Below are 14,722 nucleotides of genomic sequence, written 5' to 3' on the forward strand. Positions count from 1 at the left end.
CAGGAGCCGGCATGTCGGCAAGGACCATCCACACTCTCAAAGAGCCTGTCCTCGTCGACGGCGTCGAGAAAAAGACGATCGAACTGCGCCGTCTCAAGGGCAAGGATCTCCGCGCCATGGGCGAGGATAACGGCAACAACGTCGACAAGATGTTGAGTACCATCCAGCGCCTGTCAGGCTGGCCGCCGGAGGCCATGGACGAACTCGACGCCGCCGACATCGAGGCGATTGGCCTCATCGTCGAGGGTTTTATGGGTCGGAAGCGGCGAGCCTAGAGGTCATTGAAGAGATGATCGCGAACATCGCCGTCGTCTTTCACTGGCCGCCTTCCGAGATGTACGAAATGGACATCGCCGACCTCAAGCGATGGCATGAACGGGCGGAGGCGAGGGCGCCGCAGGCCCGCAAGGGGTCCTAGATGGCGAGCACGACCGTTGACGTCATCCTCAGCGCTGTTGATCGCATCACGGCGCCTATCAACGCTATCCAGCGCCGCATTGACCGCCTGACAGCGCCGGTCCGCAGGGTCTCAAAGGCCATCGGCAACATCGGCCGGGCTGCCGGCATCGATAAGCTCGCTGGCCGGCTTTCCAACCTTGGATCATCCATCGCAAATGTCGGCCAGCGAGTGTCGACGCTGGCGCTTGGCTTTGGCGGGCTCTTCGCCGTTGGCGCCGGGGCAGGGCTGTCGCAGTTCATCAGCGTCAACTCAGAATTTGAGAAGTTCGGAGCGGTCCTAGAGACGGTTCTGGGTAGCTCGGATCAAGCGAAGTCGTCGCTGTCGTGGATTTCGGATTTCGCGGCAAAGACGCCTTACGACCTGGCGGGAGTCACCGATGCCTTCGTCAAGCTCACCTCCTACGGCATGAAGCCTATGGATGGCGCATTGCTGTCCGCCGGCAACGCCGCGGCAGCCATGGGCAAGCCGCTCAACCAAGCCGTCGAGGCGCTCGCCGACGCGATGACCGGCGAAAACGAACGCCTGAAAGAGTTTGGCATCACGACGGAAAAGACCGGCAATAAGATCCGGTACAATTGGACGCAGAACGGCAAGGCGATGACCGCCGTTGCCAATAAGAACTCCCGAAAGCAGATTGAGGCCGTCATCACCGGTATCTGGAATCGCCAGTATTCCGGAGCGATGGATAAGCTGTCGACCACCTGGGACGGCATGACGTCCAACCTCGGCGACCAGTGGGCGCGGTTCATCCTGCGTATCGGCGACGCCGGCGCCTTCGACAACGTCAAAGGCATCCTTGAGGACGTGCTTAGCTGGTTCGACCGGATGGCGAACTCCGGCAACCTCGACGAGTGGGCGAAGAGCATCTCAGACAGCATCTCGGGTGTGGCAGACGAGTTTCGGAAATTCCTGCTCGGTTATGACGTCGTTGGCGACAGCTTGAAGGACAGCTTCCATGTGCCCGGCTTCCTTGACGAGTTCCCGACCCATCTGAAGGATTTCACGACAGCTCTTGGCGACGTAGCTGCAAACGTGAAGGGGCTTCATGAGGCGATGAAGCCCGCTATTGACCTTGTAGGAGGGCCGGGAAACGCGGCGCTTATTGCGTTGGGCGGAATAACATTCGGGCCGTTGATCGCTTCGCTTGCGGCTTTGGCGTTCGCTTTCGGCGGCCTGGTCGTGGCGATCTCGCTGCCAGTGTGGCTTGCCATCGGAACCATCGCCCTGCTCGGCGCCGCCGTCTACGCGCTATACGACAAGTGGGATGAATTCTCTGCGTATTGGGCCAACCTGTGGACCCGTATCGGCGACGCCTTCAACGAGTCGTGGACGACAGGCGTCATTGCCGTCCTGCAGGAATTCAACCCGCTCAAGCATATCCTTGTGGGGATGAATGCTCTCATCGAGTATTTCACCGGCATCGACCTGCTGGCCGAAGGTGACCGGATCATCGGCAGCTTCATCGACGGCCTGGCTCAGGGCCTTGCCGATGGCATCGACAAGCTGACGGCGGCTATGCCGGACTGGCTCAAAGAGAGCCTCGGCATTGAGGTCAAGGCGCCTGTCGTCGCGAATTATGGCGAGGGCTTGCTCGGACAGGCGGGCGTATCTCAAAGTCAGTACGACGCGGCAGGCAGTGTGCTGCCGCCACCAGAACCGCGCCGCCTTCCCGAGCCGACAGCGCCGGCCTTCGATCCCAATAAGGTTTTCAACGGCTCGCCGACGTTCATGTTCGGCGAGGCGCCGAAGCTTGATCTACAGATGCCGGACGTCGGGCCGGCTAGCATTGCCCCGCCGTCGTTCGATTGGAAGCCACCGGAGATCAAAGTCGCGCCGGTTGCTCCGCCTACGCCGACGCCACCACCGGTTCCGTCAGCTTACAGTAGCAGCCTCCTTGGCAGCGCGGGCGTAGCGCAATCCGGCTTGCCGCAGTCGGGGGGATCTGGACCGGTCCAGACGAGCCAGATCGATGCCGCGTCGGTCTCGGTCGGCTCTGCGACCTTCCCCGAGCCGATTGTCGCGAACCAGCCGCAAAACGTGAATGCGCCATTCAATGTCGGCGGGGTCACCATTTCAGGCACGGGGTTGAGCGCGCCAGAGGTGCAGGCCGCAATTCAAGGCGCAATGGCCGCATCGTCGGCGAAGCATGCTGCCGCCATCCGCTCCGCGCTCAACGACTAAGGGAGGCCACCATGCTTGTCATGATGGGCCTCGGCCCTTTCCGGTTCGGCCTTGATACCGCCGCCTATCAGACGCTCACCCGCGCGACCGAGTATCGCTGGGAAAGCCAAGAGCGCATCGGCCGACACCCGGCCATGCAGTTCATCGGAGAGGGGCATACGACCATCGATCTCGATGGGACAATTCTGCCGCTCTTTCGCGGCGGTCTGTCTCAGATTGATCGCATGCGGACGATTGCCGGCACAGGCACACCTCAGTTCCTGGCGTCCGGTCGCGGCAAGATATTCGGGCAGTTCGTCATCATGAGCGTCAGCGAGACGCAGACTATCTTCCTGCCGAACGGCGTCGCGCGAAAGCTCGAGTTCTCTGTCCAGCTTAAATCCTATGGCCCGGATCGGGGGTACTGATGGCAGACACCTACATCGCGAGCGACGGCGACATGGTCGACGCAATCTGCTGGAAGCACTACGCGAAAGGGCAGCAGCCGTTGGCCGTCGAGCGTGTCTACGAAGCCAACCGAGGCCTGGCGGATCTCGGCCCGGTGCTTGCCGCCGGCACGGTCATTATCCTGCCCGACCTTCCCGCGCCTGAGGCAACACCGATCGTCAGGATTTGGGGATGACGCCATTCTGTCGCATCACCGCCGGCGGCGTAGACATCACGGGGTCGCTCACCGACCGCCTGATGTCGATCGAGGTACATGACGAGGCCGAGGACAAGTCCGACCGCGTTACGATCACGCTCGATGACCGGCCGCGGTTCGCCGACAATGCAGTCGCAGCCATGCCGGCATTCGGCCTGACGCTCGGCGTGGTGATGGGCTACGTCGAAGGCGCGAGCCGGAATATGGGCAGCTATCTCATCGACAACATCGACGTCGCCTCGCCGCCACGGACGCTGACGATCGAAGGCAAGCCGGCGAACATGCCATCATCGTTCCGCACGCCGCGCAGCGGATCATACCATCAGAAGACAGTGCAGGAGATCGTTGACGAAGTCGCGGGACGGAACGGTTTCACGGCTCACGTCGACCCGGACCTCGCGGACATCGTCGTGCGGCACATCGACCAAAACGGCGAGTCCGACCTGAACTTCGCCAACCGCCTGGCGGCCGACCATGATGCTGTTGCCAAGCCGGTAGACGGTCGTCTTGTCGTCGCCAAGCGCGGAACCGGCAAGGCGATCACTGGCGCCACTCTGCCGACCATCACCCTGACCGAAGCCGACTGTTCGCAATGGAAGTTCAGCTATTCGGCACGAGACGAAGCGGGCGAGAGCGGCAAGGACATGGGCGCGTCCGAGTCTGCAGGCCAGCAAGCCGCCGGCGACAGCCGCTTGCCGGAAGTCGTCCAGTTCGATGTCGGCGGGACCAAGACACCGGCAGGGACCGAAAGCGCCAGCGGCAAGAAGGGTGGGGTCCGAGCCTACTGGACCGACATCCGGACAGGCGAGCGGAAGGAAGTGACGGTCGGCTCCGAGCCGTATCAGGATCTCCGGCACACCTACCACAATGAGGCCGAGGCGAAGGCGGCGGCATCCTCGACGAAGAACAAGGCGTCGCGCGGCAAGGCGTCGTTCTCCTGCACAATCGGGGGGCGTGTCGAGGTGCAGGCCGAGGCCGTGCTCATGGTGCCGTTCCGGTCGTACATGCCGAGCAAATGGCGGATCAAATCGGTCTCGCATCGCTACGAGCCTGGCGGTGGCTACACCACCGGAATCGATGCCGAGCTTTTCGACGATGCCGCGGATGACACGGCAGGTGGCGTCGGCAAGACCACGCCGACGAAAGATGACACGGTCGATAAGGACGCTCCGAAGAAGGCGAAGAAAGGCGGCAGGAAGGGCAAGAGCAAGGGTGGCGACGACGACACCGGTGGCGCAACCGAGGTCAAGCTCTTCTAGGCGTTGATATACGACAATCGCCCTTCGCAAGACGTATGCTAAACGTCAACCAAGATGCTGATTTCTAAGGGCCGCGGCTCTTGCGGAGACGTCCATGTTCACAAACGCGCAGCGGTTTGAAGTCGGCGAGGCGGCTCGGGCTTTCGGGCTTCCCGAGGCTCACGTCCTCGCCATCACCAAGGTCGAGAGCAACGGCGTCATCTTCGCGACCGTGAGCGGCGAACAGAAACCGGTCATCCGTTTCGAAGGGCATATCTTCTATCGGCGCCTGGCGGGGAAAGAGCGCGACGTCGCCGTTGCCAAGAAGCTCGCTTCCCCGAAGGTCGGCGGGATCCCGAACCCCTCTGAGCAAGCCGATCGCTGGCGACTCTTGGCAAAGGCCATGAACATCAACCCGGCTGCGGCGCTGGAAAGCTGCTCTTACGGCGTTGGGCAGGTGATGGGCTTCCACTGGAAGGCGCTCGGTTACGCCAGCGTGCAGGCGCTCGTTGCTCGGGCGTGCGAGGGGCTTGGCGGCCAAGTCGAGCTGATGCTCCGCTTCATCCGCGAGAACGGCCTCACCGACGAGTTGCAGCAGGGTCAATGGGCGCCGTTCGCCCGCGGCTACAACGGCGACGGCTACAGGGCCAACAAGTACGATACGAAGATGGCTGCTGCTGCGGCCGAGTTCGGCGGCCTCATTTCTGAGAGCCCCGGCATGCTCCGTATGGGCTCGACCGGCCGCAGAGTTCGCGAGCTGCAGGCGTTGCTCATCCGCGCTGGCTACGCCGTCAAAGAGGACGGCGACTTCGGGCCGACGACGAAGAAGGCGCTGGCGGCATTCCAGACGGCGCGCGGCCTTACGCCGGACGGCATCTATGGGCCGCAAACCGAGACGGCGCTGGCGGACCTGCGCCAGGCGGCCAACGACAGCCCCGGCCACCAGTCGATTGCTAAGGTGCTCGATGTCCAGAAGGGGCTCGGCGCAGGCCTCGGTGCCGCGGTAACCATTGCGGGCGCTAAGTCTGCCCTGCAGGAAGCCGCCATGCAGGTGGCCAGTGTCGGCGTGCAGTCGGCAATCGTCGACTACCTGCAGACGGCACTTACGGTCGGCATCACCGGATGCACGATCGCTGGCCTTGGCTATGCCGTCTACGGCTGGATCAAGAGCAAGCGGACGGTGGAAGCCTGATGCTCACTGCTATCGCCGCCATCATCACCAACCGCGCGTTCCTGCCGTTCGCTGGCGGCCTCTTGCTGGGCTGGATCTTGTTCATGCCCATCGGCCAGTGGCGCGGCTGGACTGACGGCAATGCAGCCGGGCGCGCCGCCATCCTCTCGGAAATCGCACTGAAGGCCGCCGAGGCCGAAAAGGAAAGGGTGTCCGACGATGCGGCCCTATCGAAGCTGTCTGACCATGACCTTTGCGTTCGCAGCCTTCGCGCTAGCGGGATGCCAATCGACCTCTGCGCCGACCTGTAGTGGCTTCCGGCTCAATGATCTTTCGCCGGCAGGAACCGTCGCGCTCATCCAGGCTGACCGGCCCGGCGCCGAGCGGGTCATCGGCAACGATGCCAACTATCGACGGCGAGCCTGCTGACCGGCAGCCAAACGACGACGAGAGCTGACGATGTCGAACAGCAGGATAGGTGCTATGGATAGCCAGCGCCGCCATGAGGACGCCGGCCTTCCGACTCCTCAGGCGATGACCCAATTGCCGGAAAAGACGAAAGCGTTCCTTGGGCAGCTGAGAGAGGAGGAGGTCGAGACGCTTCAGCGTTTCTCTCGCCTCAGCAAGGAGGAACAGGAAAAGTTCTTTGCTGGCGTGAAGTTTATCACCTCGGCGATCGGCGTTGGGAAGGTCATGAAGTGGGCAATTTTGGCCCTCGTCAGCACGTTCTTTGGCTTCATGCTCCTGTGGGACCAGATCGTAAAATTCCTCGATTTTATCGGAAAGGCGAGCGGAAAATGATCAAGATCATTGCTGCGGTAGTGTTCGCTGTGCCTGGCGCCATGCTCGGCATTTGGGCCTCGGACCGGGCGCCGACCACTGATACTATCCGCGTTGAGGTGATGCCGGCCATCATCTCCGCCGGCGGGGAGGGTGAGGTCGTGTACACCTACCAGCGCTTCCGCCAGTGCCCGCGCCGTTCGGTTCAGGAGATCATCGACGCGACTGGCCGCATCTATTCGGCTGGCGTCCAAGAGAGCCCGCCATTTGCAAACCGCCTGAAGGAGCGACCGGACACTTTTGCCCAGCCGATCAAGATACCGCTGACTGCTCGGCCTGGTCCGGCAATTTACCACGTCATGATCAAGGACTTCTGCAACCCGCTGCACTACGTCTGGCCGATTTCGAAGGAGATCAACGTGCCTTTCGACATCGGGCCGCAGCCTGGTCACTGAGTGGCCTACCTGACGAAGGTGATGCCCTCGCCCCGCAGAGCTGCGTCTACGTCAATTAGTGGTGCAGCTGAGTTTATTTTTAAGCGCTTGTCCTCGGGAAGCAGGTAGAAAGCCCGCATGAAATTTATTGCGTGAAACGGCGCAACCTTGGCATCATCACGCTGGGGGCGCAGCCAACGATTAATTGTTACATGATGAATACCGAGCAGCCGTGAAAGAGATCGTTGATTGACGCGGCATACCGCCATCATGGATACTAGCTCCTGCCCCCTCGCTGATAGAAGCTTTACCTCTCTCAGCGAGGTCTTCGGTGCGTTATCTAATTCCATCATAACTGCATGGATGTCGATTACAGGAGTCAAATCTCCTAAACGTACGCGCGACACATCGGGCAGTAATAGGTAAGCCCTTAGAAAATTAACAGTGTAATACGGGGGCTCTACTGTGCCCTGTCGTTCTGGGCGAACCCAGAGATTAACGTTACCGACTTTGACCCCCATGAGTGATGCAATGAATGCTTGTGAAACTTGCAGGCCATGTATCATCGCGATTAGCTCGCGGCGATTGTCTGACATCGTTTCGTATCGCAAATCACCGGCATTTATCCGCATTTTCTGAACTCAGGTTTCACGAAGACCCTCGCGCATTTGCCCCATTGGAAGGCATGTTAGTCCTTGAAGGACGCTTGTCGAGACCGGCCGGCGTCCTTCGTCCATTTAGGCTAGGCGTTCGCTGGCTGGGGTGTGGTTTGATCAAACACGAATTGTTGGCCGTTCTGACGGTGATGCGTTGGAGGGTGTCGAGGAGGGTGTCAATGGAGCCGGCCGCGGCCTTTGCGGCGATCTGAGCGAGAGCGACGGCGCACTGGCGCCAGTCGATCGGCGCGTCCCGCATCCGCGCGAGGTCGTAGCGCCACCAGGGCGCGCGCTGCAGGGCGGCGATGGTGGCTGCGTCGAACCGCCCGCGGATCACCTTGGCCGGAACCCTGCCGACGATGCTGTAGGGCGCGACGTCCTTCGTCACGACGCTGCCATAGCCGACGATCGCCCCGTTTCCGATGGTCATGCCGCCCATCACCGCCACCCGCGAGCCGATCCAGACGTTGTTGCCGATGGCGACGGGCGAAAGCTCGTCGTGCCGCCCCGATCGAGCAGTAGCGCCCGACATGGACAAGGTTGAGCGTCGACTGGGGGAAGACGTAGCTGTAGGCGCCGAGATGGCAGTCGAGGAGCCTGGCATTCGAGAACAGCCGGATGGTCGGCTCGAACTGCAACTGTCCGGTGATCAGCGGATCGCCATCTGTGATCAGGCCACGCTGCAGAAACCAGTCGCGGTTTCTGTAGGCGTTGATAGGCGTCATGGGAAGGGCATTGTCCGGAGAACGCAGCAGTCGCCGTAATGCGATGACATTTGCGTGGTCGGTTTAAGTGAAAAAAGGGCGGTCTCGCGACCGCCCTTTCTAAAGTTTGAAAACTAATTAGGACGCGAAGAATTCAGATGCGTCCAAGGTGCCGGTAAAGCCAGTGACGTTGATGACGATATCTGCGCTAGCACCATCGAGAACCAAGTAGGATCCAGCACCCGCCCCAGCCGTGAAGGTAAGGATCTGAGCTGTATTATCGCCATTGGTAGCCAATGCGGTCGTGATGGCGGCGTTAACCTCAGCAACAGTTGCGGTTGCTGTAGTAGCCGTCGTGACGACCGTCACGCCTGTAGTGAAGCCCCCAAACTCAATCCTGTCTGCAGAAGCGCCGGCCGCACCACCGAAAGCTGCGTCCGTGATGACATCAGCAGTTGTGGAGACTGTCGTGCTGTCGCCAGCAACGAAGGTAAACGAATCGCTACCCGCGCCGCTGGTAAGGACGTCACGACCCGCACCGCCGATGATCGCGTCATCGCCAGCACCACCGATAATGGTATCGGCAAACGCGCTACCCGTAACCGAGAACGAACCGTCGGTCTCAGCAGAGCCGACAAAGTTCAGGCTATCTGCATCAGAAGCATCGAAAGAGACAGTCTCTTCGGATCCAACCAGCGTATCGGCGGTGACAACCGAAACGGCGCCGTCAGCGATGATAGTCTCAAAACCGGTGACATTCGTCAGTTCGGCAGTGCCAGCACCGCTGTCGGTAAACGTCAGGGTGTCCGTACCACCAGCACCGCCGTCGACGGTATCAAGCGAGTTCAGCGTAGTATCGAACGTGATCGAGTCATTGCCCAGACCGCCGTAGATCTGATCATTACCGCCGCCGCTGTCGATGGTGTCATTACCGCCGTTGCCGTAGATCACGTCATTTCCAGCGCCACTAATGATGCTGTCTTCGCCGTCAGCAGCATCGGTGAATCCGTTGCCGCCATAGATCGTCGAATCACCGGGACCGGTAACCGTGATGACCTCGGTGGTGCCGACATCGTTCGTGCCGCCGTAGATTACAGCGGTCGCGGCTGCATTGTTCAAATTGACCGAAATCGTGTCCTCATCGAGACCACCGTAGACGATCGTCGAGACGTCCGCATCAACGAAGATCTGATCAATGCCAGCGTTACCGTAGACAACGCTTGCGCCGCCGGAGATGAAAATCTGGTCGCCAGCATCAGCTTCGTCACTAACGCCAAGGCCGCCATACACCGTGGCGTTCGCCTGGGCGGCCAATGCAACCTGAATCGTATCGATATCTGCAGTGCCACCGTAGACTACTACATCGCCCAAAGCAGCGTCAGTCACTACCCCGGGGCCGAAGAAGGTACCTACGGTGATGGCATCGGTGCCGAGGCCGCCATAGATCGTGGAAGAACCACCGGTCTGCGTGACGTTGATATCATCTGTGCCGGCGTTACCGTAAATAGTCGCCGTGCCAGCGTTTGTAATATTGAACGTGTCATTAACGCCGCCAACGGTCGACGTGTCAACGACGCCGCCACCACCGTAGTAGGAGCTGGTCTCGCCAGCCAGGACACCAGCCGTGATAACGTCTTCACCAGCGCCGCCGTAGATGACGTCGTTGCCGGAAGTGCTGGAGATAGTGTCGTCACCGCCGTTGCCGTAAATGCGGTCGTTGCCGGTACCCGACGTGATGGAGTCATCACCATCATTAGGATCAGTGACGCCCGAACCACCGAGGATGAAGTTGTCGCCGTTGCCGCCAACAATTGTATCCACGTTTGCAGTGTCGGTCCGACCGATGAGAATGTCGCCACCTTCGCCGCCAACAACCGAGAAAGCGCCGAGTTCACCGAGCTGGATCACGCCGCCGTTGTCGGCCGCAAAGTTCAGGCTCTGAAGATCAGCAAGCAGCACCCCGGTTAGGGTCAGCGAGCCTGTGGTCGTGGTAACGACGACATTGGCGCCCGACTGCGTGAAGTCGACGATTTCCGAAGCAGGGACCTGGAAGATGATGGTGTCCGAGGCCGGATTGAATGTCGCAGTCGTCAGGCTTTCACCTGTAAATGTGTAAATAGCCATTTATTCGTCTCTCCTTGGAGCATTTAGGACGGGTGCCGCCGTGCAGGCGCGCACCGCCCCCCTCAGATCTCTGCTACCCACTGGTATCCAATGGTGACGCAAGGGCAGATATGCACGTCCAGAGCCATCTAAGCAAGCTGTCAAGTCGGGTGACATTACCCTTAGGTTAGGTTGGTGCTAAGAGATCACACATAGCGAGATTGAGGCGCACAAACCGCCGTAAAGTAACAGGTTTTCAATGTTTCGTCGCGACAAGGCTGCCGTGATCCACGGCGCACCAAGATGCTTTCAGCGCCTTAGGTTTCGCTATGATGATCAGACCCCCAGAGAGTGATTCGGCCGGTCTGGTAAAAATGTCGGTTCAGCTTCGGGGCGTGGAGCGCGAACTGCGGTTCGTCCGGTCCTGGGACAAAGGGCCTAGTTGCCTGTCTGGCGGTCAGCCGACATCGTGTGTTTGGCTCAACTGGATGTAGGCGCGAATGAAATTGATTGCGTAGAAAGCGGTTCAACGCATTTTCCCGGCGCGACGTCACGGATCATGCTTATCAGCGGCGGCTCCGTCGTGAGTTCGTCGTGCTGATCGAAGGCGTAGCATAGTCTGGGCGATAGAGGGCATCAGCTTCCGCTCTTTCAATGCCGTCGACGAAGACGGCATTGCGCCATTGAACGGGCAGGGGGAGCGTTACGCCTTTCTCAAGGTAGGGCTGAAGCTCGGCCTCGTGGCGTAGCTCCAAGCCCACCGACTGCGGCAGAAGGCGATCATACTCGTCCTCGAGGAACGCCGCGACCTCGCGTGGCGATCCGGCTATGTGGCCCCTGGCGTTGTAGACTGGCATTCGCAAGCCGGTCAGGCCCCACATCCATTGCCCTTCATCCGAACCGGATGTCAGCAGGCCGACCCAACCGAACTGCAGCACACAATCCGTTCCGCCGAAAGACGTATTGCTGCCACCCGAACTGCGGCGCCAGCTATATCAGAGGGTGGCCATATACAGAACGAAGCACGAACCATGGCTCAGAGTCGAGTGACATCGGACGAGTGCTGGCGTGGTAGCAGCTTGGCAGCACCTTGGTAGCAGACTGGTAGCAGAACCGTAGCAACGGGTAGCAACGCAAAATATTTCATAACGATCTAAAGCGAGGATTTTGCTAGCAAAATGCCTTTAACGGCAACGCATAACAAAGTTTGCGATATGATTTGTAATCAGGGGGTCGCGGGTTCGAGCCCTGCAGCCGGCACCACTTAAACTCCTGCGCAGTAAGGCTTTTGGAGTATATCGGGAGGTATCATGCCAGCCGCCATGTTGCACCCGTGCCCCCCTCGTGACCCTTTGCATGCGACACGGCTCGGAGCTCCCCCGGGATGTAGCGAGGCCAAGAACCCCGAATCGATAGACGTTAGTGTCTAACTCGGATCCTTAAGAAGTATAACTCTATGCCGGCAAACGCCTTGCCTTGAGCAGGGGGGCGAGGCGGGTGTTTGAAGCCGCTCGATCTTCCGTTGCGGCCTCAGAACGCTTCCAGAAAATCCCGTGTTGGGTGGGAAGTTGTCTCCGTCCTACTCCAGCTCTTGGCAAAGCCGATGCGTAGGAGGCAAAATCATTAATTGAATTGCGGTCTTCCGCCTGTTCGGCACGGAAGGTCTCCGCAATCGTCCCGAAGTTTGTTTCCGGGACCGCGCAGCGTACGAACCGCGGTAGTTCCAGGCGGTCCCCCTCGACGCTGAAGCTGCATGTCGTGTCCAAGAGCTGGATTAGGCGATAAGACCAGCCGACCTCGATGTCAGTTTTTGTCTCGCGAGCGGCGTCGACAACGCGGCGTCGCCGCACAGCGGATGCGATATCGTCGAGGTGTGCGTTCATTCAATTTGTCTTGGCGCGGAAGAGTTGGTCGATCTGGCCCATATGGTGATCACGGCGGTTGATCTCATGGGCAGGTTGGCCAGCAGCAGGCGCCAGAAAAGCCCGGGGTCTCCCAGAGAAGTCACAAGCTTTGTGAGGAGCAATGGAACAGGCAGTCAATCAAAAATGATAGCAGGATTTAGTTAGCGTGCTACTGATCTTGGTATCACTCTTGGTTAATTCTCTACCTCGTCATCTAAGAGTTGCATAGGCCGGACTGAACCTTCACTTGACACTTCCGCACACCAAGCAAATGATAAAGAGGTAATCCTCATTTGCCGGTGCCAATATGCCCGTCTCTATATTGATTGTTGACGATCATCCGGCCTTACGAACTGGCCTGGTAATATTACTGTCTGGCGTGCATGATTATTCTGTTGTCGCCAGTGGTGGAAGCGTGCGGGAGTTGATCGAGCTTTATTCAACCCACGCTCCGCAATTGGTAATTGTCGATATCTATATGCCCGGCGATGTTTTTGGCGCTATTTCACAGTTGAGAATGCAAAATCAGTCGCTAAAAATATTGGTTTTTACCGCATCTGATCGCGTGGACCATGCCATCAATGCGTTAGAGTCGGGCGCGAACGGATATCTCCTCAAGGGAAGTACATTGGAGGAGTTGATCGGCGCGGTATCGACTGTGCTCAAGGGGGAGACATTCGTGACCCCCAGCCTATCAGGCAAAATCATTTCGTCCCTCAGCAGCAAAAAACCGGAGGCAGAACAGGTTAAACTCAGCTCGCGCGAGGAGCAGATCATCAGGCTTTTGATGCGCGGTCTAACGAATAAGGAGATCGCCTCGATCTTGGCGATCGGCGAGAAGACCGTGAAACATTATATGACGATATTAATGCAGAAAATGAACGCGAGAAATCGAGTAGAGGTTGTCATCGCTGCTCAGCAAATAGGTGAATACAGAAATAGCAAATCCCTGCAGGTAAACTGAATGGTGGTAGCGCTCATTTCAATGTAAAACATTAAGTTGGCAACATAGCAGTAATTGATATTAAGCAAGGCTACTGGTCGGGAATGCGACGATCAGGCTGGATTTCCCCCCTTTTCGGCTGTCGAATTCAACGGTTCCGCCAAAAGTTTGTGCTCGTTGGCGGGCGGACAGCAGTCCAAGCCGCGGTCGGTCTAAGTCCGTCGGCGGCCCGGTGTCATCCGGCGCCGCATTCTCGACGATAAAGCGGAGTCGCTGGTCCGTCATCCGCGCGGTGACAGCTTGCTCTCTTCCTTTGGCGTGCGTCGCGGAATTATTCAGGGCTTCCTGCAAGATCCGGTAGATGCAGGCCCTGAGTTCGAGGGATGTCTCGGGCATTTGGTCAAGTTCCAGTTGCACTGCCGTCCCTGTCCTGCGTTCGTGCCGGCTTACGACGAGATAGATGGTTTCCTCGAGGTTGAGCTCTGCAAGTTCTGGCAGAATGAGCCCCGCGGACATCGAGCGGAGTTCCGTGATCGCCTCCGCAATGAGATTGGCCGGCATCGACGCGCCGGACGTCATGTCGGACTGTTGCCCGGATGCCCCCACCTGCAACATCGCGAGCGCCAGGACCTGAATTGGGCCATCATGAATATCGCCGCCAATCCGGCTCAGCAGCAACTCCGTCGCCTGTGCGGCGTGGCGCCGCGACTGGTCTGCGAGCGACTGTAGCATCCTGACCTCGTGGCGATAGCGAAGGGTGGTGCGCGCATGCTGGCGAATGGCCAGCCGCTGCCGTTTGATGGTCTTTGAAGCTTGGTTCACCAGGCCGAACAGAACGAGGATGGCGAGCAGGCTGAACAGAATGCCGATGGTCCAGCTGCCGACCAGGGTCTTGGCCAGACGGTCACGGAAAACCGACAGAGATTGGTAGAATTCCCCGACCATCACGACACGGCCGTCGAGATTGCGAAGGGGAATATAGATTTCTACGATTTCCTCATTGTCGATCCCGAGAGAACTGTTGTGCGTATCGGGTTTGATAAAGTCTTGGGCCAGCATCCCGGAGGCTGCCTTGGTGACCTCTTCCGAAGCAAAACGGCGTCCGATCAGACCCTGATAGGTGCTGAACACGACCGTGCCGTCCGGTCGCCATAGCGTGACCGCGCGGATGCCTGACTTCGACATCAAGGCCGTCACGTCCAGCTTTAGTGCCTCCTCCTCCACCTCGGTCAGGCCGGCGTCCGAACTGGCCCGGACATGCGGTTGGATCACCGCCTCCATGTACAGCGAGGCCATCTCGGCGTTCGCTTCGAATAGCGTCTTCGTGACCCACCAAGACTGGGTCACGCCCGCCAGGGACAGGATCGCGATCATCAAGGCGACCGATGCGACCATGAATTGTGCGGAGAGGCTGAGCCGCGCCCAGAGGCGCCGTGGCGCATAATGCGATCTCATTTATTGGACCTTGGTCGGATCATCTTTTCGACCTTTGTATTCAGCGCATC

At 59.2% G+C, this 14,722-nt stretch carries 17 protein-coding genes; 12 read left to right on the forward strand and 5 right to left on the reverse strand.

From position 1 onward, the window contains the following. Positions 1-11: 11 nt before the first annotated feature. The 10 genes from ACZLZQ_RS16150 to ACZLZQ_RS16195 all read left to right on the forward strand — a co-directional run bounded on the left by ACZLZQ_RS16150 (position 12) and on the right by ACZLZQ_RS16195 (position 6,928). A complete protein-coding gene (locus ACZLZQ_RS16150) occupies positions 12-275 on the forward strand; it encodes a phage tail assembly protein (RefSeq protein WP_472950250.1) in 264 nt (87 codons plus the stop codon). Positions 276-289: 14 nt separating this feature from the next. Further along, complete coding sequence (locus ACZLZQ_RS16155) at positions 290-418, forward strand: GpE family phage tail protein (protein WP_472950251.1); 129 nt, start codon at positions 290-292, stop codon at positions 416-418. After that, a complete protein-coding gene (locus ACZLZQ_RS16160; protein WP_472950252.1) occupies positions 419-2,641 on the forward strand; it encodes a tape measure protein in 2,223 nt (740 codons plus the stop codon). It abuts the gene before it with no gap. 11 nt (positions 2,642-2,652) lie between these two features. Further along, complete coding sequence (locus ACZLZQ_RS16165; protein WP_472950253.1) at positions 2,653-3,048, forward strand: phage tail protein; 396 nt, start codon at positions 2,653-2,655, stop codon at positions 3,046-3,048. Continuing rightward, positions 3,048-3,263 carry a tail protein X gene (locus ACZLZQ_RS16170; protein ID WP_472950254.1) on the forward strand — a complete coding sequence of 72 codons (216 nt, stop codon included), beginning with the start codon at positions 3,048-3,050 and terminating at the stop codon, positions 3,261-3,263. Before ACZLZQ_RS16165 ends, ACZLZQ_RS16170 begins: the two co-directional genes overlap by 1 nt. Further along, positions 3,260-4,543, forward strand: a complete 1,284-nt coding sequence (locus ACZLZQ_RS16175; RefSeq protein WP_472950255.1) for a contractile injection system protein, VgrG/Pvc8 family — start codon at positions 3,260-3,262, stop codon at positions 4,541-4,543. Before ACZLZQ_RS16170 ends, ACZLZQ_RS16175 begins: the two co-directional genes overlap by 4 nt. Before the next feature lie 94 nt (positions 4,544-4,637). After that, positions 4,638-5,714 (forward strand): N-acetylmuramidase domain-containing protein, encoded by a 1,077-nt coding sequence (locus ACZLZQ_RS16180; RefSeq protein ID WP_472950256.1) that lies wholly within the window; start codon positions 4,638-4,640, stop codon positions 5,712-5,714. Further along, the gene (locus ACZLZQ_RS16185; protein ID WP_472950257.1) at positions 5,714-6,004 is read left to right on the forward strand and encodes a hypothetical protein; all 291 of its coding nucleotides are present in this window, start codon (positions 5,714-5,716) and stop codon (positions 6,002-6,004) included. Before ACZLZQ_RS16180 ends, ACZLZQ_RS16185 begins: the two co-directional genes overlap by 1 nt. Positions 6,005-6,176: 172 nt before the next feature. Then, a complete protein-coding gene (locus tag ACZLZQ_RS16190) occupies positions 6,177-6,494 on the forward strand; it encodes a hypothetical protein (protein WP_472934137.1) in 318 nt (105 codons plus the stop codon). After that, on the forward strand, positions 6,491-6,928 hold the full coding sequence (locus ACZLZQ_RS16195) for a hypothetical protein (RefSeq protein ID WP_472950258.1): 438 nt from the start codon (positions 6,491-6,493) through the stop codon (positions 6,926-6,928). Before ACZLZQ_RS16190 ends, ACZLZQ_RS16195 begins: the two co-directional genes overlap by 4 nt. Before the next feature lie 5 nt (positions 6,929-6,933). Here the strand turns inward: ACZLZQ_RS16195 and ACZLZQ_RS16200 are convergent, their stop codons facing one another. Both ACZLZQ_RS16200 and ACZLZQ_RS16205 read right to left on the reverse strand, forming a co-directional pair. Continuing rightward, positions 6,934-7,503, reverse strand: coding sequence for a hypothetical protein (locus ACZLZQ_RS16200; RefSeq protein ID WP_472950259.1), 570 nt, complete (start codon positions 7,501-7,503; stop codon positions 6,934-6,936). A 52-nt stretch (positions 7,504-7,555) separates the two neighbouring features. Continuing rightward, positions 7,556-8,002 (reverse strand): LbetaH domain-containing protein, encoded by a 447-nt coding sequence (locus tag ACZLZQ_RS16205; RefSeq protein ID WP_472950260.1) that lies wholly within the window; start codon positions 8,000-8,002, stop codon positions 7,556-7,558. On the opposite strand from ACZLZQ_RS16205, the gene ACZLZQ_RS16210 reads away from it, so the two are divergent. Beyond that, complete coding sequence (locus ACZLZQ_RS16210; protein ID WP_472950261.1) at positions 7,992-8,327, forward strand: hypothetical protein; 336 nt, start codon at positions 7,992-7,994, stop codon at positions 8,325-8,327. The genes ACZLZQ_RS16205 and ACZLZQ_RS16210 overlap by 11 nt on opposite strands. A 78-nt stretch (positions 8,328-8,405) precedes the next feature. Here the strand turns inward: ACZLZQ_RS16210 and ACZLZQ_RS16215 are convergent, their stop codons facing one another. Together ACZLZQ_RS16215 and ACZLZQ_RS16220 are read right to left on the reverse strand one after the other, a co-directional pair. Next, on the reverse strand, positions 8,406-10,391 hold the full coding sequence (locus tag ACZLZQ_RS16215; RefSeq protein WP_472950262.1) for a beta strand repeat-containing protein: 1,986 nt from the start codon (positions 10,389-10,391) through the stop codon (positions 8,406-8,408). 545 nt (positions 10,392-10,936) lie between these two features. Further along, the gene (locus ACZLZQ_RS16220; protein WP_472950263.1) at positions 10,937-11,308 is read right to left on the reverse strand and encodes a hypothetical protein; all 372 of its coding nucleotides are present in this window, start codon (positions 11,306-11,308) and stop codon (positions 10,937-10,939) included. 1,273 nt (positions 11,309-12,581) lie between these two features. On the opposite strand from ACZLZQ_RS16220, the gene ACZLZQ_RS16225 reads away from it, so the two are divergent. Continuing rightward, positions 12,582-13,238, forward strand: coding sequence for a response regulator (locus ACZLZQ_RS16225; RefSeq protein ID WP_472950264.1), 657 nt, complete (start codon positions 12,582-12,584; stop codon positions 13,236-13,238). A 60-nt stretch (positions 13,239-13,298) separates the two neighbouring features. Here the strand turns inward: ACZLZQ_RS16225 and ACZLZQ_RS16230 are convergent, their stop codons facing one another. Next, the gene (locus tag ACZLZQ_RS16230) at positions 13,299-14,591 is read right to left on the reverse strand and encodes a sensor histidine kinase (RefSeq protein WP_472950265.1); all 1,293 of its coding nucleotides are present in this window, start codon (positions 14,589-14,591) and stop codon (positions 13,299-13,301) included. Between the last annotated feature and the right edge of the window lie 131 nt (positions 14,592-14,722).

This window comes from Mesocryomonas lacus, from assembly GCF_055730105.2.

Coding starts and splice junctions, on each gene's coding strand:
- ACZLZQ_RS16195 (WP_472950258.1), top strand. CDS start 6,491: ATGATCAAGATCATTGCTGCGGTAGTGTTCGCTGTGCCTGGCGCCATG.
- ACZLZQ_RS16185 (WP_472950257.1), top strand. CDS start 5,714: ATGCTCACTGCTATCGCCGCCATCATCACCAACCGCGCGTTCCTGCCG.
- ACZLZQ_RS16190 (WP_472934137.1), top strand. CDS start 6,177: ATGGATAGCCAGCGCCGCCATGAGGACGCCGGCCTTCCGACTCCTCAG.
- ACZLZQ_RS16170 (WP_472950254.1), top strand. CDS start 3,048: ATGGCAGACACCTACATCGCGAGCGACGGCGACATGGTCGACGCAATC.
- ACZLZQ_RS16180 (WP_472950256.1), top strand. CDS start 4,638: ATGTTCACAAACGCGCAGCGGTTTGAAGTCGGCGAGGCGGCTCGGGCT.
- ACZLZQ_RS16160 (WP_472950252.1), top strand. CDS start 419: ATGGCGAGCACGACCGTTGACGTCATCCTCAGCGCTGTTGATCGCATC.
- ACZLZQ_RS16215 (WP_472950262.1), bottom strand. CDS start 10,391: ATGGCTATTTACACATTTACAGGTGAAAGCCTGACGACTGCGACATTC.
- ACZLZQ_RS16225 (WP_472950264.1), top strand. CDS start 12,582: ATGCCCGTCTCTATATTGATTGTTGACGATCATCCGGCCTTACGAACT.
- ACZLZQ_RS16200 (WP_472950259.1), bottom strand. CDS start 7,503: ATGTCAGACAATCGCCGCGAGCTAATCGCGATGATACATGGCCTGCAA.
- ACZLZQ_RS16165 (WP_472950253.1), top strand. CDS start 2,653: ATGCTTGTCATGATGGGCCTCGGCCCTTTCCGGTTCGGCCTTGATACC.
- ACZLZQ_RS16150 (WP_472950250.1), top strand. CDS start 12: ATGTCGGCAAGGACCATCCACACTCTCAAAGAGCCTGTCCTCGTCGAC.
- ACZLZQ_RS16205 (WP_472950260.1), bottom strand. CDS start 8,002: ATGGGCGGCATGACCATCGGAAACGGGGCGATCGTCGGCTATGGCAGC.
- ACZLZQ_RS16155 (WP_472950251.1), top strand. CDS start 290: ATGATCGCGAACATCGCCGTCGTCTTTCACTGGCCGCCTTCCGAGATG.
- ACZLZQ_RS16210 (WP_472950261.1), top strand. CDS start 7,992: ATGCCGCCCATCACCGCCACCCGCGAGCCGATCCAGACGTTGTTGCCG.
- ACZLZQ_RS16230 (WP_472950265.1), bottom strand. CDS start 14,591: ATGATCGCGATCCTGTCCCTGGCGGGCGTGACCCAGTCTTGGTGGGTC.
- ACZLZQ_RS16175 (WP_472950255.1), top strand. CDS start 3,260: ATGACGCCATTCTGTCGCATCACCGCCGGCGGCGTAGACATCACGGGG.